This is a genomic window from Mycolicibacterium bacteremicum (genome assembly GCF_002086115.1).
GTDB classification, from domain to species: Bacteria; Actinomycetota; Actinomycetes; order Mycobacteriales; family Mycobacteriaceae; genus Mycobacterium; species Mycobacterium bacteremicum.
This window is the reverse complement of the sequence record NZ_MVHJ01000026.1, coordinates 34,183-52,936: the sequence shown is the minus strand read 5'-3', so window position 1 is coordinate 52,936 and position 18,754 is coordinate 34,183. Positions and strand designations below refer to the sequence as shown.

Genomic DNA, 18,754 nt, shown 5'->3' with positions numbered 1-18,754 from the left:
ACCCACTCACAGCTCGACAGTATGGCCGACATACTTTGCCGCACACCCCGAACGCCGACGTCGTCGCGGCCTGCAGTATTCGCCAGAAGGGCGCTGTCCGCCGGACCGGACGACGACTTCCCGGCATTGCGCCGGGCCACCCCGCCCACGTGGCAGGGTGTCCCCCATGACTGGGGCGGAACACACACAGGCCGGACCGGACGATGCGCGGGCATCGCGCACGTTGTTCGGCCATCCGATCGGACTGACCAACCTGTTCGGCGTCGAACTGTGGGAACGGTTCTCGTTCTACGGGATGCTGACCATCCTCGGGTACTACCTGTACTACTCGGCGACCGACGGTGGCCTGGAGATGTCGAAGAGCACCGCCACCGGCATCGTCGGGGCGTACGGCGGCCTGGTCTACCTGTCCACCGTGCTCGGCGGGTGGCTGGCCGACCGGGTGCTCGGCATGGAACGCACCGTGTTCTACGGCGGTGTCGTGGTGATGGCCGGGCACATCGCGCTGGCCCTGCTGCCCGGTATCGGCGGCGTGGCGGTCGGCCTGGTGCTGGTGGCGCTCGGCTCCGGCGCCCTCAAGGCCAACGCGTCCTCGCTGCTCGGCACGCTGTACGACAAGGGTGATGCGCGCGCCGACGGTGGGTTCACGCTGTTCTATCTCGGCATCAACCTGGGCGCGTTCATCGGGCCGCTGCTGACCGGCCTGCTGCAGACCCGGATCGGCTTCCACTACGGCTTCGGCGCCGCCGCCATCGGCATGGCCATCGGACTGGCCCAGTACGTGGTCTTCCGCCGCAACCTGGGCAGCCACGGCCGTGAGGTGCCCAACCCGTTGCCGCGCAACGGGATTCTGCCCGCGATCGGGATCTGCGTGGCCGTGGTGGTGGTCATCGTGGTCGCGTTCGTCACGGGTCTGGTGACGTTGGCCAACCTGTCCCAGGTCACCACCGGGGTCATCATCGTGGCGTCCGCCGGGTACTTCGCGGTGCTGCTACGCAGCCCGAAGGTCAGCGGACTGGAACGCACCCGGGTACGCGCCTTCATCCCGCTGTTCATCGCCAACGCGGTGTTCTGGTCGCTGTTCCAGCAGATCTTCACGGTGCTCGCCGTCTATTCCGACGAACGGATGAACTGGTCGATCTTCGGCTGGACGGCGCCGTCGAGCTGGATCGGCTCGATCGAGCCGGTCTGGATCATCCTGCTCTCACCGCTGTTCGCCATCATGTGGACCCGGCTGGGCAACCGCGCGCCGACAACCCCGCAGAAGTTCGCCTACGGCGTGATCGGGATGGGCGCGGCCTTCCTGCTGTTCCTGCCGACCGCGGGCAGCACCGGCAAGGTGGTGCCGGCGCTGCTGGTGGTGGGCATCATGGCGGTGTTCGCCATCTCCGAGCTGTTGCTGTCGCCGATCGGGCTGTCCGTCACCACCCAGCTGGCCCCCGAGGCGTTCCGGGCGCAGATGATGGCGCTGTACTTCTTCTCGGTCGGCCTGGGCACCGCGATGTCGGGTGTGTTGTCCGGCTACTACGACCCGACCCGGGAATTCGCCTACTTCGGGATCCTCGGGCTGGTGGCCATCGCCGCCGGGGTGATCGTGCTGGGCTTGGCCGGCCGGATCAGCCGGCTGATGGAGGGTGTGCACTAGTCGCCCGAAATTGACGCGACAGCAACAAATCTCAGTGCACCGACGTGCGGAGATGGGGTGTTTAGCAACGGAATGCCCCGGGTAAGAAGGCCGTGTCCGTTACAGCGGCTTGTCAGGATCAGCGCCGACTCGTGACCCACTGATCCCGCCAATCCGTGTCGCAGGAGCGCAGAATTCTCACTGCGACGCCGGCACCGTACGTCTGCATGACACCGAGGTCAGGTCGACGAAGGAGACGCACCAGATGAACGTCCTACAACTGGAGGAGCTTCTTGCCGAGTCGACTGGGCAAGGGGTGGCCTACGTGTACAACCGCGGCTTGGGCGACTCCACGGCCGGCTGCTCATGCGGGTGGACCGGCAAGCGGCGCCGCCTGAAGGCGGCCGCCGAGCAGGATGCCTGGACCCACTGCGCCCGTCAGGGGTGCGGGGTGTCAGTCCCGCTGGTCTTCCCCGACCGCGGCTGATTCGGCCAGGATCTCGGTGAGCAGCGTCGGTTCGATGTTGCCGCCGGAGACGACGATCACCGTCGGCGCCGCGGGGGTGTGGTGGTGCCGGTAGGCCGCCAACCCGACCGCACCGCTCGGCTCGACGACGAGCCTGGCCTTGGTCGCGAGTTCGGCCACCGCGGAACGGATTTGCTCCTCCGATACGGTCAGGACATCGTCGAGGACATGCTGCAGGTGCGCGAACGTCAACTCTGAGGGCTGCGAGCGCAACCCATCGGCGATGGTACGGTTGCGATCTTCGATGGACATCTCGATCCGGCGGCCCCGGCGCAGGCCTTCGGCGGTGTCCGCGGCCAGTTCCGGCTCCACCCCGAAGATGCGCGCATTCGGGCACAGCGCCCGGATCGCGGTGCCGACACCTGATGCCAGCCCGCCCCCGCTGACCGGGATGAGTACCGTGCCGACCTCGGGCAGGTCTTCGGCGATCTCCAGCCCGGCGGTCCCCTGGCCGGCGATGATGTCGGGGTGGTCGAACGGCGGGATCAGCGATGCCCCGGTCTGTTCGACGAGTTCGGCCGCGACCGCCTCGCGGCGGCCGATGCCGCAGAGCACCACCTGCGCACCGTGCGCGCGGGTGCGCTCGATCTTGATCCGCGGCGTCTCCTCCGGCATGACGATGTGGGCGGTCATACCGAATCGGGCCGCGGCATAGGCCACCGCCTGGGCATGATTGCCGCTGGAGTAGGCGACCACCCCGCGCCGCCGGTCGTCGGCTCCCAGTCGCCCGATCGCGTTGAGCGCACCGCGCACCTTGAAGGCGCCGATCTCCTGCAGGCTTTCCGGCTTCAGCCACAACGGCCGGTCCGGGTCACCCCATGGGGCCGGTAGCAGCGGCGTCCGCAGCACCGAGCCGTGCAGTCGCTGCGCGGCCGAGCGGATGTCGGCGAGGGTGACGAGGGTGGGAGCCACCCGACGATGGTATCGACCGCGGCGTCGGGCAAGGTGTCCCCGTGAGCCCTGCCGACGATGCGCCGTTCGCGTTCCCGGTGGTCCCCCGCTACGCCGAGGTCGACCAGCAGTCCGTGGTGTTCCACGGCCACTATCTGACGTGGTTCGACGAGGCGTGGACCGGCTATCTGGACCATCGATCGCTGAGCTATCCGGAATTGATCGCCGCCGGTGTCGATTTCCAGGTGGTGCGCAGCGAGATCGACTACCGCGCCTCGGTGCGCTGGCGGGACAGCGTGCGCGTCACGGTGTCGTGCGAGGCGATCGGCACCACGAGCTTCACCGTCGCCTTCACCGTGCTGCGCGCCGGCGCGGACGGTGTCGAACAGATCGCGGTGACCGGGCGCAACGTGTACGTGGTGGTGTCCACCGACGACTGGACCAAGCGGCCGGTGCCCGATCAACTGCGCCGGGTTTTCGGCGCCCCGCGTCCGGGCTGACGACGAGCGCGGCTGCCCGGCCGCCGATTCCGGTGTGTGTCGATCCCGGCGACCTTAGGCTGAAACCATGCCGATCGCGGTTCGCGTCAACGGAACACCCCCACCCGTCGTCGACCGCGCCGAGGTGGACCTGGGGTCCTGGCGGTTCTGGCGCGGGGACGACGATTACCGCGATGGCGCATTCGCCACCCTGCGCCGGGAGGAGCCCATCTCCTTCCACCGGCCGGTGACCGCGGAGGGGGTGGATGCCGGTGCCGGCCACTGGGCGTTGACCCGGTACGACGATGTGCACCACGTGAGTCGCCACCCCGAGGTGTTCAGTTCGAGCCCCAATATCACCATCGGTGATCAGACCCCGGAGTTGGCCGAGTACTTCGGGTCGATGATCGCGATGGATGATCCGCGCCACGGCAGGCTGCGCAACATCGTGCGCAGTGCCTTCACACCGCGGGTGCTGGCCCGGGTCGAGGAGTCGGTGCGCGAACGCGCCCGCACTTTGGTGTCGTCGATGGTGGCCGAGCATCCCGACGGGTGTGCCGATCTGGTGACCGCGCTGGCGGGTCCGCTACCGCTGCAGGTGATCTGCGACATGATGGGCATCGCCGAGTCCGATCACGACACGATCTTCCACTGGACCAACGTGATCCTCGGTTTCGGCGATCCCGACCTGACCACCGATTTCGATGAGTTCGCCAGGGTTGCGATCGATATCGGTTCCTATGCAACGGCATTGGCCGACGACCGGCGTGCGAACCCGCGCGAGGATCTGACCACCGCCCTCATCGCGGCCGAACTGGACGGCGAGGGCCTGACCTCGGCCGAGGTCGCCTCCTTCTTCATCCTGCTCGTGGTGGCCGGCAACGAGACCACCCGCAACGCCATCAGTCACGGCGTGCTCGCCCTGAGCCGGCATCCCGACCAGCGCGAGCTCTGGTGGTCGGATTTCGACCGGATCGCCCCTACCGCGGTCGAGGAGGTGGTCCGGTGGGCCTCGCCGGTGGCCTACATGCGCCGCACCCTGACCCGCGACACGGTGCTGGGCGGGGTCGCGATGACCGCCGGCGACAAGGTCACCATGTGGTACGGGTCGGCCAACCGCGACGAGACCCGCTTCCCCGACCCGTGGCGATTCGACGTCCTGCGCTCGCCCAACCCGCACTTCGGCTACGGCGGGGGTGGTGCGCATTTCTGTCTGGGAGCCAACCTGGCGCGGCGGGAGATCACCGTCGCCTTCGAGGAACTGCACCGCCAGGTCCCCGATCTGGCGGCCGACGCCGAACCGGACCGGCTGCTCTCGCCGTTCATCCACGGCATCAAGCGGCTGCCGGTGCGCTGGACACCGGCGTGAGTCAGGCGATCCTGGCGGCCGCCCCGGCACACATCGCACCCAGTTCGGCGCGGGTGGGGCCGGGTGCGACCGGGGCGCGCCACCCGCCGGCGTACACGGCGCGGGCCGACGGCTCTGCTGCGGCCAACGTGTCGGGCAGCGCATCCATCCGCTCGTAGGCGCCGATCAGCGGCGCCAGTGCGGGCTCCCGCGCTGCGGCGGCGGTGATCAGATCCGACGGCAACCTGGCGGCGAAGTCGATGCCGGCGCCCGCCCACCGGCGCAGTCGGTGGGCATCGGCGTACACCTGATCGTCGAACCAGGGTTTTATCGCGGTTTCGCACCACGCCTCGAATCGTGACCGCACCAGCCCGATGTCGGTGTCGGTGCGCGGGCCGGATCCGATCAGGTCGACCAGTTCGCGGGCCTGCCGCAATGCCAGGGCCACGCCGCGGCCAGCCAGCGGGGTGGTCGTACACACCGCGTCGCCCACCGCGATCACCCGCGGCAGCACCGGCTGCCCACGATAGGCGTTGTAGAGCCGGCCACCGGCCAGGACCGGGGTGATGGGCACGGCCGTCGAGGTGGTCGTCCACGCGCCCAGCTGCGGGATCGCCCGGACGGCACGTTCGAAGACATCGGCGTGCCGCAGTTCGCGGAGCCTGCGGTCGGACCCGTCGTGGATGATCGTCACCGAGAAGGTCCCGCCGTCGTGCAGGAACGCGATAGCGATGTATCCGCCGAGCTGCAGCGACAGTCCGATCGGGCTGTTCGTCGGTGGCCGGAAGGCCGTGCGCAGGCGGTACTGGCGGGTGACGTAGACGGCCCCACAGTCGTGCGTCACGCCGCGGTGGCCGCCGGTGATCCGTCCGCTGCGGCCGGTGGCGTCCAGGATTAGATCGGCGTCGACGGGCACGTCGTCGGCCAGGACCCGACCGGCGGGACCGGTGAGCATACCGACAGCCGCCGATCGAAGCAGCACACCGGGCGTCGCCTCGGCGTGCCTGCGCAGGACGGCATCGAACATCGCACGACGACACAGCAGCGCGACGGGCCGACCGTCGTCGGCGCGTGCGACGGTCGCAGCACGGGAAACGAGATCGTCGAGCACCTCCGGCATCTCGGCCTCCAGCGCGTCGACCACCGGCACCCGGAAGGTGTGCGCATGATGCAGTTGCATCACGCCACGCCGGCGCCAGAGCCCGCTGCCGGGCGGCCCGGCGTCGCGGTCGATCACCTGGATCCGGTGGCCCCGACGCCCGAGCGCGATGGCGCAGAACAACCCGGTGGGCCCGGCGCCGACGATGGTGATGCGCATCGCGATCTCCTCATTTCAGTTCACCTATGGTGTAATCAATTCATACACAGTGAGGTGAATTATGGAATCCGTCAAGCGCGAATACCGATCGACCCTGCGCGCCGATCAGGCAGCTCGGACCCGCCGCACCGTCGTCACCGCAGCGGCGGAGATGTTCGTCGAACGCGGCTTCGCCGGGACCACCATCGATGCGGTCGCGACGCGGGCCGGGGTAAGCCGCAAGACGGTGTTCAGCGCCGCGGGCGGAAAGATCGATCTACTCGCACTGGCGGTGGACCGGGCCGTCGCCGGTGACGACGAATCCATCCCGTTGGCCGACCGCGATGATGTGCGCGCGGCGCTCAACCACGACGATCCCGCCGAACTGCTCGCCGGCTGGGCGCGCCGCCTGGTCGGCATCGATGAACGGGTCGGCCCGTTGTTTCGCGCCCTGGAGGTGGCCGCCGAATCCGACGACTCCGCGCTCGAACTGCTGACGCAGTACCAACGCCGGCGGCTGGCCGGTGCCCGCGCGGTCGTCGATCGCCTGACCGCCCTGAACGCGTTGCGCGCGGCGGTCAAACGCACCGACGCAATCGACATCGCTTGGCTGGCAGCCGATCCCGTGCTCTACGACCGATTCGTCGTGGTTCGCGGGTGGTCCACGCGGCGATTTCGCGGATGGCTGACCGACCTGCTGTGCACCCAGTTGCTCAGGACGTCGTCAGGTAGCGATGACGCTCCCAGTCGGTGACCTGACCCGCAAACGCGAGCCATTCGCTGTGCGCGATCGCCGCGAAGTCGGCGACCGAATCGGCTCCGAGGATCTCGGTGATGGTGTCGTCGCGGGTGGCCAACGCCACCGCCACCGCGAGCGACTCCGGCAGCGGGGTGCCCGACCCGTACAGATTGCCGCCCGCGGCGGGCGCCGGTCGGCGGCGCGCCTCGATACCGGCCACCACCGCGGCCAGCGCGGACGCGACCAGCCAGTAGGGATTGGCATCCGAACCACCGGTGCGCAGTTCGATCCGGGTGGCCCGCGGATCCGATTCCAGCAGTGAACGCACAGCGGCACTGCGGTTGTCGCGACTCCACGTCACCGTGGCCGGGGCGAACGAGTCCGGCACGAAGCGCCGGTAGGCGTTCACCGAGTGCGCTCCGAACAGCGTGATCGACGGAAGGTGTTCGAGCAGACCCGCGATGGCGAACTGCGCGAGGTCGTTCTCGCCGCCGTCGACCTCCGCGAACGCCGGTTCATCGTCGCGCCACAGCGAGATGTGCAGGTGCGCCGAGCTTCCGGAGTGCTCGGCGAAGGGTTTGGCCATGAAGCTGGCGAGCTTGCCGTGTCGGCGGGCAACTTCTTTCGCGGCGTACTTCAACCGGGCACTGTCGTCGGCGGCCTCCAGCGCATCGGTGTACACCAGGTTCGTCTCCACCTGGCCCGGTCCGTACTCACTCTGGATGCCCTCCAACCGGGTGAACGCGCCGAGGGTGTCGTAGAGGTCGGACAACACCGGGTCGAGCGCGTTGGCGTTCTCCAGCGAATAGGCGTGGATGTCCTCCTGGAACGGCGTGCCGTCCGGGTTCAGCAGGTAGAACTCCAGCTCCACCCCGATCTTGGCGGTGTAGCCGAGTCCGGCGAGGCGATCGAGCACCCGCCGCAGCACGGCCCGCGGATCCAACAGCGACGGTGCACGATCGTGGGTGACGACGTCGGAGACGACGTGCCCGACGCCCGGGCGCCACGGCAGCTCGCGGAACGTGCCGAGATCCGGCACCGCGAACACATCCGGGTAGCCGCCGTCCCAATTGGTCAGCCGCAGCCCGTCGATGACGGTGCCATCGGCGTTCCAGCCCAGCGATGCCTCGCAGAACGCGAACCCGCTGCCCCGCGCACGATGCAGGAACTGCGCGGCCGGGATGCGCTTGCCCTGCGCATGCCCCAGCGGATCACTCCAGGCCACCTCGATCTCGCGCAGCGTGCCCCCGGCCAGCCGGTCCAGTAGGTCGCGCTCGCGCTCGGAGATCGCCGCGTCGACGGTGCGGGTCACGACCGCGCCGCCGGCGCGGTGGCGCCCGCCCGCCGACCGACCACCGCGCCGACGATGAAGGACACGATCAGCAGCCCGACGATGCCCCATCCCAACGCATTCGAGGTGGCCAATCCCTCCAGATTGGTGAGGATCAGCGCCAGCGTGAGGCTGAGCCCGAGCAGGCCCAGTGCGGGCGCGATGCGGACCCGCCACTGCGAATGCCCGCGACGGTCCTTCGCGAAGAACACCAGTACCGCCACGCTGGTGGCGATCAGCAACACCACGAAGCCCACTGTGGTGGCGGCGGCGAACCAGGTGTAGAACTGCGTCACCGGATCGAGGTCGAACAGCACGGCGGCAGCGATGCTGATCGCCACGACGCCCGAGATCCACAGCGACGCCTTGTGTGGGGAACCGTGGGCGGCGTGCGCCACACCCAGGGAGTCCGGCAGCACCCGATGCTGGGACAGCGCGAAGACGTAACGCGACGCCACGTTGTGGAACGCCAGGATGCAGGCGAACAGGCTGGTGAAGTACAGCACCGTGATGATGTCGTTGCCCGCGGTGCGGATATAGGTCTGGGCGACGTCGGCCAGGAACGTGCCGCCGGCATCGGTCGCCTGCGTGACGGCCTGCTCGTCACCCCATGCCGAGATCAGCGCCCAGCTGGTGACGGCATAGAACGCACCGATGAGGATCAGCGCGGCGTAGGTGGCGCGGGGAATGGTGCGCTCGGGGTCCTTGGCTTCGTCGCGGAAGACCGCGGTCGCCTCGAAACCGATGTAGCTGAGCATCGCAAACAGCAGACCGATACCGAGGGATCCGGAGAACACGGTGGCGGGGTTCACCACGCCGGTGGACAGCCCGTCGTCACCGCCGCCGCGCGCCACGATGACCAGGTCCAGGATGAGGATGATCGCGATCTCGGCGGTCAGCAGCACACCCAGCACGCGGCTGGAGAGCTGGATGTTGCGGTAACCCAGGAACGTCGTCACCACGAAGGCCACCGCGGCCAGGATCCACCAGGGGATCTCGGCCCCGCCGAACAGCGTGATCACGCCGACGCCGGCCGGTCCGAGCAGTCCGTAGACACCGGCTTCGAGCGCCACATAACTGACCAGTGCGACGAAACCGAATCCGATACCGACCGAGAAGCCCAGGGAATGGCGGATATAGGAGAAGAAGGCACCTGCGTCCTCGACGAACGGCGTCAATGCCGTGAAGCCGACGGCGAACAGCAGCAGGATGACCGTCGAGACGATGAAGGTCGCCGGGAAACCGGCACCGTTGCCGTTGGCGATGCCGAGCGGGAAGACACCGCCGACCACACCGAGCGGGGCGGCGGCCGCGACGACCATGAAGACGATGGAAGCCACCCCGAGATTGCCGCGGAGCCTGCGGTCGGGATGGTGCGGTGGGTCGCTGAGTTGCCCAGCGACAGCGGTGATCTCAGACATGGTCGGACCGTCTTTCTCGGGTGTCGGATGACAGTTGGCCAGACCGTAGGCCGCGCCGGGGCGTGCGAACACCACTGCGGTCAGCGTGCGCCGAAGTCCGTAACATGACGACACATTGGGTCGGCCCGAGCGCCTTGCGGTCTGTGTGGTCGGCAGTACTCTCGGGGCATGTCGACCAGTTCGGTGCGATCTGTCCACACGAAAGGCCTTCGGCCGCTGCGGGTCGGCGCGACGCCGGTGCCGCACGCCGAGATACTGGAGAACGTCCGCGCGGTACTGGCCGAATACCGGATCGACCTGCAGGTGACCGTGTTCGACAGCTTCGACGAACCCAACGACTGGCTCGCGTCAGGACGACTGCACGCCAACTATTTTCAGTACCTGCCGTTCTTGACGGAATTCAACCGGAGCACCGGCAATGCGCTGACGCCGGTGGTCCCGGTCCACATCGAACCCTTCGGGTTGTATTCCAGCCGGGTGACCAGCCTGGCCACGCTGCCCGAGTACGCCGAGGTGGCGTTGCCGGCCGACGCGGTGAACGCCGACCGGTCGCTGATGATGCTGGACCGCCTCGGCCTGCTCGACTGCTCGCCCGACGTGGACCGCCTGGCCACCACGACCGATATCCGAGCCAACCCGCGCCGACTGGTGTTCAAGGAGCTGACCAGTTGGACGATGGCCTCTGCGCTCGACGATTTCGATGCGGTGTTCCTGTTCGGCAACCAGGCGATGGAACGCAATGTGCACACCGACACCGCCCTGCACTGCGACCGGGGCAACCCGGTCTACGCGGAGTATCTGGTGACCAGTCCGACAGAACGCACCAGCCCCGATATCGCCGCGCTGGCCGCGGCGCTGACCGGCCCGCGAACCAGGTTGTTCATCGAGTCGATGTACTCCGGTCAGGTGATCCCGGCATTCTGAGTTGTACTCACGACGCGGCAAACCCTGCCGGGCACCTCGGATGCTGATGCACGCTGAGGCGATGTACCAATCCGGCGCGGGAACCGCACGGCCGGCACCATCCCCGGTGCAGGTCGTCCTGGTGCTGGAGGTACCACCGGGTTTCACCGAATTACCTTTGCGCACTGCCCAACTGGCCGATGAGTACGGTCGCGTCATCGCCCACTCGGTGCCTGGGGTGCGTGCCCGGCCGGCGGTCATCACCGTCACCGGCCATGCCGATGTCCCGGGTCGGCGCGACGACCGGGCCGGTGGCCTACAGATCGACCGGGCCCGGCGCGCGGTCAGCATCGACGGCACCCCGGTCCATCTGAGCTACCGCGAATTCGAACTGTTGTGTTTTCTCGCCGAGCATCCGCGCCGGCCGGTGTCGCGCGGCCAGTTGATGCACGAGGTGTGGGACGACCATCCCGGTGCCGGCCGCACCGTCGACACGCATGTGCGCAGACTGCGCGTCAAACTGGGTGACTACGCCGGCGTCATCACGACGATCCGCGGCAGCGGTTACCGGTTCGACGCCGGCGCCGACGTCCGATATCTGCGCGACGGCGCTACAGGGTGACGGTCGTCGGACCGACGGTGCTGCAGTAGGTCACCGGCGGGCTTCCGGCATTCGCGCACACCCGGCCGCTGACGGTGTACCCGGCGCCCGGCGTGTACGGCGTGAGCCGGACCTCCGCGCTGCCCGGGCCCTCGGATTGCACGCACAGCGGCGCGACCGCGCTGCCCACCTGCTGCAGGCAGGCCACCTGCAGTTGGGGCACCGCGCGGTTGCACGCCCCGGGTCGAACCGAAGCCACCACCGCCGCCATGCCGGACGACTCGACCACCGCGGGCGCCTGCAGGTTGACCGCGCACCCCTGCGCCGGGGCGGCGGCCGCGGGTCCGGTGCCCAGCAGTGCCGCCACGCCCACCACCGGTACCGCCAGCACAAGCCGTCTCATGCCCAGATCGTAGGGCACCGGCGCGCTGGGCCCGCGCGTTTGGTCAGTGCCGGCTCAGCACATCCAGCATGCCGGCGGCCGAACGCGGCCAGGTGAACTGTTCGGCCCGGCGCCGGGCGCTGTGCCGGCGCACCGGTTCGGGTCTGCTGATCACCGAGGCCACCGCATGCGCGAGGGCCCGCGGATCGTTGTCGGCGGTGGCCCCGCTGTCGGCGGTGAGGATCTCGGCCAGCGCCGAGGTGCGCGACACCACCGCGGGTGTGCCGCAGGCCAGCGCCTCCAGCGCGGCCAGGCCGAAGGTCTCGTGCGGCCCCGGCGCGAGCGCCACATCGGCCGACGCCAGAATGCCGGCAACGGTGTCGCGGTCACCGATGTAGCCGGTGAAGTCGACCGGCAGGCCGGCGGCCTGGCGCTCCAGCCGGGGCCGCAGCGGCCCCTCCCCGACCACGACGAGCCGCGCGTCGACACCCGAATCCCGCAGGGCGGCAACGGTGTCGATGCTGCGGTGGGCGTGTTTCTCCACCGAGAGCCTGCCGCAGTGCACCAGCAGGGTCTGCTGCGGGTGGGCCCACCGGCTGCGCAACCGGGGGCACCGGTAGCGGGGATGGAACTGGTCGAGGTCCACCCCCAGCGGCACGGTCACCACATTGTCCGCGCCGATCCGTTCGAACTCCTCGCGGGCGAAGCCCGTGGTGCACACCACCGCGTCATAGTTGCGGGCGGTGCGCCGGTTGGCGATGTCGGCGATCGAGCGGGCGGCCCGGCGCGGCAGGATCTGTCCCACCAGCCGGTCCAACCGCTCGTGCGAGATCATCACGGTGGCCACCCCGTTGCGCCGTCCCCACCGCCCCAGTGAGCGCAGCGTCAGGCGGTCGGAGACCTCCAGCGCATCCGGCTGCAGCTGCTCCAGCAGTGCGGTCACCGGGCCGGGCAGCACCGCCCGGTAGCCGCCGGTGCACGGGATCAGGCGAGCGGGCAGGGACAACCGGGTGACGCCCGAGGCCAGCACCTGCCGGTCGGCATCGGCCCCGGGCACCACCAGCACGACATCGTGGCCGGCCGCGCTGTACTCGGCACCCAACCGGTCGATCGCGGTGCGCAGCCCACCCGAACGCGGGCCGTAGAAATTGGCGACCTGGACAACCTTCATGGGCAATGAGTAGCCGCGACCCGTGTGCGGACGTACACGGGTGGTGAACCGCCGCGTTAACTGATGGTGAATGTGCTCCCGGCGGCGATCCGCCGATCGACCCCGCCGCCAGGGCCGCGCGCGCATACTTTGCGTCCATGGCACCGCTGGAGTCCGGTCCGCTGCGCGGCCGGGTCGCCGTCGTCGCCGGAGCCACCCGCGGCGCCGGTCGTGGGATCGCGGCCGCGCTCGGCGAGGCCGGGGCCACCGTCATCTGCACCGGCCGCAGCAGTGTGCACGGCCGCGGCGGATCGGACTACGACCGGCCCGAGACCATCGAGGAGACCGCGGAGCTGGTCGACACACTGGGTGGCACCGGCATCGCGATCCAGGTGGATCACCTCGATGCCGACCAGGTGAGTGCGCTGGCCCACCGGGTGCGCGCGGAGTACGGGGCCATCGACATCCTGGTCAACGACCTGTGGGGCGCCGAGGTGCTCAAGGGTCCGCCGTCGAGTTGGGGACGGCCGATGTGGGAGCACGATCTCGACGACGGTCTGCGCATCCTGCAGTTGGGGATCACCACCCACCTGATCACCTCGCACCGGTTGCTGCCGCTGCTGGTCACCGCACCCGGCGGCCTGCTCGTCGAGATCACCGACGGCACATGGCAGTACAACTGCGAGGTGATGCGGTTGTCGGTGTTCTACGACCTGGCCAAGATCGCCGTCAACCGCCTGGCCTTCAGCCACGGACACGAGCTCGCGGCGTTCGGCGCCACCGCCGTCGCCGTGACCCCGGGCTGGTTGCGTTCGGAGATGATGCTGGACAACTACGGGGTCACCGAGCGCAACTGGCGAGATGCACTACGGCCAGGGCGAACAGACGGACATCCCACCGCGCCACCGGGCTTCGCCGATTCGGAGTCGCCGCGCTTCGTCGGGCGCGCGGTGGCGGCCATCGCGGCCGATGCCGACCGGGCCCGCTGGAACCAGCGGTCGGTCACCTCGGCGGAGGCGGCCAGGGTGTACGGGTTCACCGATATCGACGGTGCGTGCCCCGATGGCTGGTCCGCGTCGTGAGCTCACTCAGTCGACGTGCGTGGTCAGCCAGGCGAGCGTGCGCTGCCAGGCATCTGCGGCGGCACGCGGGTCATACCGGTCACCGGAGTCGTTGAAGAAGGCGTGGTTGGCACCGGGTTCGGTGACCAGCTCGTGGACCAGCCCGGCGCGGTCCAGCGCCGCGGCGGCCACCGGTTCGGTGGCGTTCACCCGCTGATCGAGCTCGCCGTAGAAGCCCAGCACGGCAACATCTTCGGAGCCCGCAAAGTCAGGGTTCTCCGGCGTCGGCCCGTAGAACGGGAACGCGGCGGCCAACTCGGGCACGCCCGCGGCGAGCAACCGCCACACCAGGCCACCGCCCATGCAGAAGCCGATGGCCGCCACCCGCTTACCCGGGGTGCGCGCCTGTACCTCGGCGATCCCGGACCGCAGATCGGCCACCATCTCCTCGGGCGGACGGTTGCCCAGCGCGGCGGTGGCCTGAGCGGGATCGTCGAAGGTCGCTGTGCCGCCGTCGGCCGACAACAGATCGATGGCCAGGCTGGAGTAGCCGGCCCCGGCCAGCCGGCCCGCCACCGAGCGGACCCAGTCGTTGAGCCCCTTGTTCTCGTGGATCACCAGGATCCCGCCGCGGGGTTCGGCGGCCTCGGCCCAGGCGCCCTGCAGGTCACCAGCGGGTCCGCGCCACGTCACCGGAGCGGTCGGGCGGGCTTCAGCCATCCCCGGCGGGGTGGCTTCGGCCGGCTCGGTGCTGGTGGCGACGACGTCCTGCTTGGCATCCCCGCAGGCGGCGATCAGGGCGGTCGCGGCGGCGGTTCCGACGCCGAGCAGGGCGAGCCGACGCAGGGCCTCACGGCGCGACAGCAGGCCGTCGACGTGGTCGGTGGCGATCTCTTCGGCGATATAGCGCTGCAGCGGCGTCACAATTCGAGTATGCGCGCCGACCAGTAGACAAATTTGAAAATCTGTTCACTATTTTCGTTGACACCCGTCGGCGCCACTGGTGTCATGTCGAGGTGACCTACGACACAATCATCCGGGGCGGCCGCTGGTTCGACGGCACCGGCGCACCGTCCGCCGTCCGTGACATCGGCATCCGCGGTGGCCACGTCGTCGCCGTGAGCGCCGACGATCTCGACGCCACCGGATGCCCGCAGGTGCTCGACGCCACGGGTAAGTGGGTGATCCCGGGCATGCTCGACATCCACACCCACTATGACGTCGAGGTGCTCGGCCGGCCGTCACTGTCGGAATCGCTGCGCCACGGTGTCACCACGGTGATGCTGGGTTCGTGCTCACTGTCCACCGTGCACGTCGGCGGCGTGGACGCCGGCGATCTGTTCGGGCGGGTCGAGGCCATCCCACGCAACTTCGTCATCGACACCGTGGAGCAACACAAGACCTGGACCGGCGCCGAGCAGTACGTCGCCGCACTGGAGTCGCTGCCACTCGGCCCGAACCTCGCCGCGTTCATCGGGCACTCGGACATGCGCACCGCGGTGATGGGACTGGACCGCGCCACCCGTGCCGATCAGCGGCCCACCCGCTCCGAGCAGGCCGAGATGGAACGCATGCTCGCCGCCGCGCTCGATGCCGGGTTCGTCGGAATGTCCTCGCAGCAGCTGCTTTTCGACAAGATCGACGGTGATACCTGCCGGTCTCGCACGTTGCCGTCCACCTACGCCAAACCCCGTGAACTGCGCAGGTTGAAGTCGCTGCTGCGCCGTGCCGGCCGGGCCCTGCAGTCCGGACCCGATATCCAGAATCCACTGAATCTGCTCTCGCAGATGGCCCAGTCGCTCGGCATTCTGCGTAATCCGCTCAAGACCAGCCTGCTCTCGGCGGCCGACATCAAGGCCAACCCGTACGCCATCAAGATCATGGGTCCGTCCTCGCGGCTGATCAACGCCCTGGGCGGCAACTTCCGCTGGCAGCACCTGCCGGTGCCGTTCGAGGTGTACGCCGACGGCATCGATCTGGTGGTGTTCGAAGAGTTCGGCGCGGGCGCGCAGGCCCTGCACCTGCGCGACGAGGTGGAGCGCAACGAGCTGCTGGCCGACGAGACCTACCGGCGGCGGTTCCGCAAGGATTACGAGAGCAGGTACGGGATGCGGGTCTGGCACCGCGACTTCTTCGACGCCGAGATCGTCGGATGCCCGGACCACGCTGTCATCGGCAAGTCGTTCGGGCAGGTGGGTGCGGACCGCGGCCTGCACCCGGTCGACGCCTTCCTGGATCTGGTGCTCGCCCACGGTCGCGAACTCCGTTGGCGGACAACCATCTCCAATCACCGGCCGGAGGTGCTCAAGCAGCTCGCCCGCAATCCAGGAATCCAGCTCGGGTTCTCCGACGCCGGCGCACACCTACGCAACATGGCGTTCTACAACATGGGACTGCGGCTGTTGCGCCACGTGCGTGACGCCCAGAACAGCGGCCAGGAGTTCATGAGCATCGAGCACGCCGTACACCGGTTGACCGGCGAGCTCGCCGACTGGTACCGCCTGGATGCCGGCCACCTGCGCATCGGGGACCGCGCCGATGTGGTGATCATCGATCCCGAACGGCTCGACGCCGGCCTGGACGCCTACGCCGAGGAGCCCGTGGACTGCTACGGCGGACTGGAGCGCATGGTCAACCGCAACGACGACACCGTCACCGCGGTCCTGGTCTCGGGTCGTGCGGTGTTCCTCGACGGTCAGCCGACCGAGCTGGTCGGCCGGCACCGCACCGGCCGGTTCCTGCGGGCGGCGCACCGGTCCCCCGCCCTCGGTGCCGACGAGAGCGCACTGGCCAGTGTCGTCTGACACCGCCGATCGCGCGCGGTGCGCGGAATCCGACATCGTGCTGGGCATGTGGCGGGCGTTGTCGCGCCGCGACTGGACGGCGCTCACCACGTTCCTGGCCGCCGACTGCATCTACGCGGACATGCCGGTCGGCCCGGCGGCGGCCGCCCGCGGTCCGCAGGACATCGTCAAGCGCCTCAAAATCGGGCTGGAACCGTTGGCGGCGTACGAGAACCACGACGGACTGCTGGTCGCCGACGGGCCGCACGTGATGTACGAGCACTCCGAGACCTGGACCTGGCCGACCGGCGAGCGGGCGGTGCTGCCGTTCGTCACCGTGCACCGCGTCGTCGACGACCGGATCACCCTGTGGAAGGACTACTGGGACATGGGCGCCCTGAGCACTCATGCGCCGCCGAATTGGCTCGCCGACTTCGCCACTGCCGATTTGTCCTGGGTGTACGACGCGACCGGTCAGCTGTGAGGGGTTGCGCCCACCCGTAGACTCATACACGTGACCGAATTGGGGTTGCCGCCCGGACCGTCGTTGCCCACCGGTGTGCAGGCGGCGTTGCTGATGAAGTTCTGGCCGCGACTGCTCGCCGGGTGTCGGCGCCACTACGGCGACGTGTTCACCTTGCGCATCGCGTCGATGGGCACGGTGGTCTATCTGGCCGATCCCACCGACATCAAGACGGTCTTCGGCGGCGACCCGGCGGTGTATCACGCCGGAGAGGCCAATGCGATGCTGGCCGGATTACTCGGGGCCAGTTCGGTTCTGGTGGTCGACGGCGATGTCCACGCGCGGCGCCGCCGAGTCATGCTGGCACCGTTCGGACGCGAGGCGGTCGCCCGGCAGACCGATGTCATCGCCGATGTCGCCGCGCAGCACATCGACCGGTGGCCGCTGCAGCGGCGATTTGCGGTGGCGCCCAGCATGTCCGAGATCACCCTCGAGGTGATCCTGCGGACGGTCATCGGCGCGAGCGAGCCCGACCGGTTGGCCGCCCTGCGCGCCGTGATGCCCAAACTGCTCAGCGTCGGCGTCTGGGAATCGCTGGCCATCAACACCCCGGGCCTCCAGCGCCTCCTGCCGTGGCGTCCGTTCGCCGAGCGCCTGCGCCAGGCCGACGAGCTGCTCTACGCCGAGATCGCCGACCGCCGTGCCGATCCCCAACTGGATTCCCGCCCAGATGCATTGGCGATGCTGATCCGCACCGACGAGATGTCCGACGAGCAACTGCGCGACCAGTTGATGACGTTGTTGGTGGCCGGCCATGACACCACCGCCACGGCGCTGTCCTGGGCGCTGGAACGGTTGACCCGCCATCCCGCGCTGCTGGCCCGGGCCACCGAGGCCGCCCGCACCGGTGACGGCGGATATCTGGACGCGGTGTGCAAGGAGGTGCTGCGGATCCGGCCGGTGGTGTTCGATGTCGGACGGATCCTGAAGGAGCCGGTCGACATCGCCGGATACCGGCTGCCTGCCGGAGTGATGGTGGCACCCGCCATCGGGTTGGTACACGCCGACGGCGAGCGGTACCCGGATCCCGACCGGTTCGACCCGGACCGGATGGTGGGCGCCCACCCGGGCCCGACCACCTGGCTGCCGTTCGGCGGCGGCAATCGTCGTTGCCTCGGCGCGAACTTCGCGCTCGTCGAGATGGGCATCGTGCTGCGCGAGGTGCTGCGCCGCGTCGACCTGGACACCACCACCGCGCCCGGCGAACGTCCACACGTCAAGGGGGTCATCCTCACCCCACATCGGGGCGCCCGAATCCGGGTGCGGGCCCGGCATACGGTCTCGGTTCCCGGCTGCCCGCACGCCGGCGCCTCAGCGCAGTAACGCGATCCCGGCGGTCACGAGCCCGACCGTCTTGATCAATTCCAGCCCCACGTAGGCGTAGTGCACGCGCGATCGGGGCTGTCCGTCGCCGTGCGGCGCGGCCGCCAGCACGGCGTCGGACCGGCGCGCCAGCCGCGGTCGCACCGCCACCAGCTGAAGCACCAATGCGGTTGCCGCCATGGCAAATCCGATCGATCCGGCCGCCGACGGCGCACCGAGCGCCAACGCCGATGCGACAAGTACGGCGAGCACCACCTCGACGGTGTTGAGCGCGCGGAAGACCAACCGGCCGATGCCCAGCCCGATCTGCAGCGTCACCCCGGGTGCGCGGAACTTCAGCGGGGCTTCGAGGAAGGAAATGGCAAGCACCATG

General features: G+C 69.1%; 19 protein-coding genes. 11 read left to right on the top strand and 8 right to left on the bottom strand.

The window, feature by feature from the left end; translation table 11 throughout:
• Positions 1-166: 166 nt before the first annotated feature.
• On the top strand, positions 167-1,645 hold the full coding sequence (locus BST17_RS22700; RefSeq protein ID WP_083061157.1) for a peptide MFS transporter: 1,479 nt from the start codon (positions 167-169) through the stop codon (positions 1,643-1,645).
• A 244-nt stretch (positions 1,646-1,889) separates the two neighbouring features.
• Positions 1,890-2,111 carry a hypothetical protein gene (locus BST17_RS22695; protein ID WP_083061156.1) on the top strand — a complete coding sequence of 74 codons (222 nt, stop codon included), beginning with the start codon at positions 1,890-1,892 and terminating at the stop codon, positions 2,109-2,111.
• On the opposite strand, the gene BST17_RS22690 is transcribed toward BST17_RS22695, so the two are convergent.
• Positions 2,079-3,062, bottom strand: coding sequence for a threonine ammonia-lyase (locus BST17_RS22690; RefSeq protein WP_083061155.1), 984 nt, complete (start codon positions 3,060-3,062; stop codon positions 2,079-2,081). The two genes, BST17_RS22695 and BST17_RS22690, sit on opposite strands and share 33 nt — an antisense overlap.
• Positions 3,063-3,103: 41 nt before the next feature.
• Between BST17_RS22690 and BST17_RS22685 the strand changes: the two genes are divergently transcribed.
• The gene (locus tag BST17_RS22685; RefSeq protein ID WP_083061154.1) at positions 3,104-3,541 is read left to right on the top strand and encodes an acyl-CoA thioesterase; all 438 of its coding nucleotides are present in this window, start codon (positions 3,104-3,106) and stop codon (positions 3,539-3,541) included.
• Between the two features lie 67 nt (positions 3,542-3,608).
• Positions 3,609-4,889 (top strand): cytochrome P450, encoded by a 1,281-nt coding sequence (locus BST17_RS22680; RefSeq protein WP_083061153.1) that lies wholly within the window; start codon positions 3,609-3,611, stop codon positions 4,887-4,889.
• A 1-nt stretch (position 4,890) separates the two neighbouring features.
• Here the strand turns inward: BST17_RS22680 and BST17_RS22675 are convergent, their stop codons facing one another.
• Entirely contained in the window at positions 4,891-6,186 is a 1,296-nt protein-coding gene (locus BST17_RS22675) for an FAD-dependent oxidoreductase (RefSeq protein WP_083061152.1), read from the bottom strand.
• A 61-nt stretch (positions 6,187-6,247) separates the two neighbouring features.
• Here BST17_RS22675 and BST17_RS22670 point away from each other — a divergent pair, with 61 nt between their 5' ends.
• Positions 6,248-6,919, top strand: coding sequence for a TetR/AcrR family transcriptional regulator (locus tag BST17_RS22670; RefSeq protein ID WP_234807782.1), 672 nt, complete (start codon positions 6,248-6,250; stop codon positions 6,917-6,919).
• Here the strand turns inward: BST17_RS22670 and BST17_RS22665 are convergent.
• Positions 6,879-8,216 (bottom strand): glutamine synthetase family protein, encoded by a 1,338-nt coding sequence (locus BST17_RS22665; RefSeq protein WP_234807781.1) that lies wholly within the window; start codon positions 8,214-8,216, stop codon positions 6,879-6,881. The two genes, BST17_RS22670 and BST17_RS22665, sit on opposite strands and share 41 nt — an antisense overlap.
• Positions 8,213-9,655 carry an APC family permease gene (locus BST17_RS22660; protein WP_083061182.1) on the bottom strand — a complete coding sequence of 481 codons (1,443 nt, stop codon included), beginning with the start codon at positions 9,653-9,655 and terminating at the stop codon, positions 8,213-8,215. Before BST17_RS22660 ends, BST17_RS22665 begins: the two co-directional genes overlap by 4 nt.
• 168 nt (positions 9,656-9,823) lie before the next feature.
• On the opposite strand from BST17_RS22660, the gene BST17_RS22655 reads away from it, so the two are divergent.
• Together BST17_RS22655 and BST17_RS22650 are read left to right on the top strand one after the other, a co-directional pair.
• The gene (locus BST17_RS22655) at positions 9,824-10,579 is read left to right on the top strand and encodes a MetQ/NlpA family ABC transporter substrate-binding protein (RefSeq protein WP_083061149.1); all 756 of its coding nucleotides are present in this window, start codon (positions 9,824-9,826) and stop codon (positions 10,577-10,579) included.
• A 40-nt stretch (positions 10,580-10,619) separates the two neighbouring features.
• A complete protein-coding gene (locus tag BST17_RS22650; RefSeq protein WP_234807780.1) occupies positions 10,620-11,180 on the top strand; it encodes a winged helix-turn-helix domain-containing protein in 561 nt (186 codons plus the stop codon).
• On the opposite strand, the gene BST17_RS22645 is transcribed toward BST17_RS22650, so the two are convergent.
• Positions 11,170-11,562 (bottom strand): hypothetical protein, encoded by a 393-nt coding sequence (locus BST17_RS22645; RefSeq protein WP_133053572.1) that lies wholly within the window; start codon positions 11,560-11,562, stop codon positions 11,170-11,172. The genes BST17_RS22650 and BST17_RS22645 overlap by 11 nt on opposite strands.
• A gap of 43 nt (positions 11,563-11,605) precedes the next feature.
• The gene (locus BST17_RS22640) at positions 11,606-12,712 is read right to left on the bottom strand and encodes a glycosyltransferase (RefSeq protein WP_083061147.1); all 1,107 of its coding nucleotides are present in this window, start codon (positions 12,710-12,712) and stop codon (positions 11,606-11,608) included.
• A 137-nt stretch (positions 12,713-12,849) separates the two neighbouring features.
• Here BST17_RS22640 and BST17_RS22635 point away from each other — a divergent pair, with 137 nt between their 5' ends.
• Positions 12,850-13,773 (top strand): SDR family oxidoreductase, encoded by a 924-nt coding sequence (locus BST17_RS22635; protein ID WP_083061146.1) that lies wholly within the window; start codon positions 12,850-12,852, stop codon positions 13,771-13,773.
• Positions 13,774-13,779: 6 nt separating this feature from the next.
• On the opposite strand, the gene BST17_RS22630 is transcribed toward BST17_RS22635, so the two are convergent.
• On the bottom strand, positions 13,780-14,676 hold the full coding sequence (locus BST17_RS22630; RefSeq protein WP_083061145.1) for a dienelactone hydrolase family protein: 897 nt from the start codon (positions 14,674-14,676) through the stop codon (positions 13,780-13,782).
• Between the two features lie 92 nt (positions 14,677-14,768).
• Here BST17_RS22630 and BST17_RS22625 point away from each other — a divergent pair, with 92 nt between their 5' ends.
• Genes BST17_RS22625 through BST17_RS22615 form a run of 3 tightly spaced genes read left to right on the top strand, consistent with a single transcriptional unit; the run spans position 14,769 to position 18,381 of the window.
• Positions 14,769-16,556, top strand: a complete 1,788-nt coding sequence (locus BST17_RS22625; protein WP_083061144.1) for an N-acyl-D-amino-acid deacylase family protein — start codon at positions 14,769-14,771, stop codon at positions 16,554-16,556.
• A 46-nt stretch (positions 16,557-16,602) separates the two neighbouring features.
• Positions 16,603-17,019: a nuclear transport factor 2 family protein gene (locus BST17_RS22620; RefSeq protein ID WP_083061180.1), complete on the top strand. Its 417-nt coding sequence runs from the start codon at positions 16,603-16,605 to the stop codon at positions 17,017-17,019.
• Between the two features lie 30 nt (positions 17,020-17,049).
• Positions 17,050-18,381: a cytochrome P450 gene (locus BST17_RS22615; RefSeq protein WP_234807779.1), complete on the top strand. Its 1,332-nt coding sequence runs from the start codon at positions 17,050-17,052 to the stop codon at positions 18,379-18,381.
• On the opposite strand, the gene BST17_RS22610 is transcribed toward BST17_RS22615, so the two are convergent.
• Entirely contained in the window at positions 18,370-18,753 is a 384-nt protein-coding gene (locus BST17_RS22610) for a hypothetical protein (protein WP_207573700.1), read from the bottom strand. The two genes, BST17_RS22615 and BST17_RS22610, sit on opposite strands and share 12 nt — an antisense overlap.
• Position 18,754 lies beyond the last annotated feature (1 nt).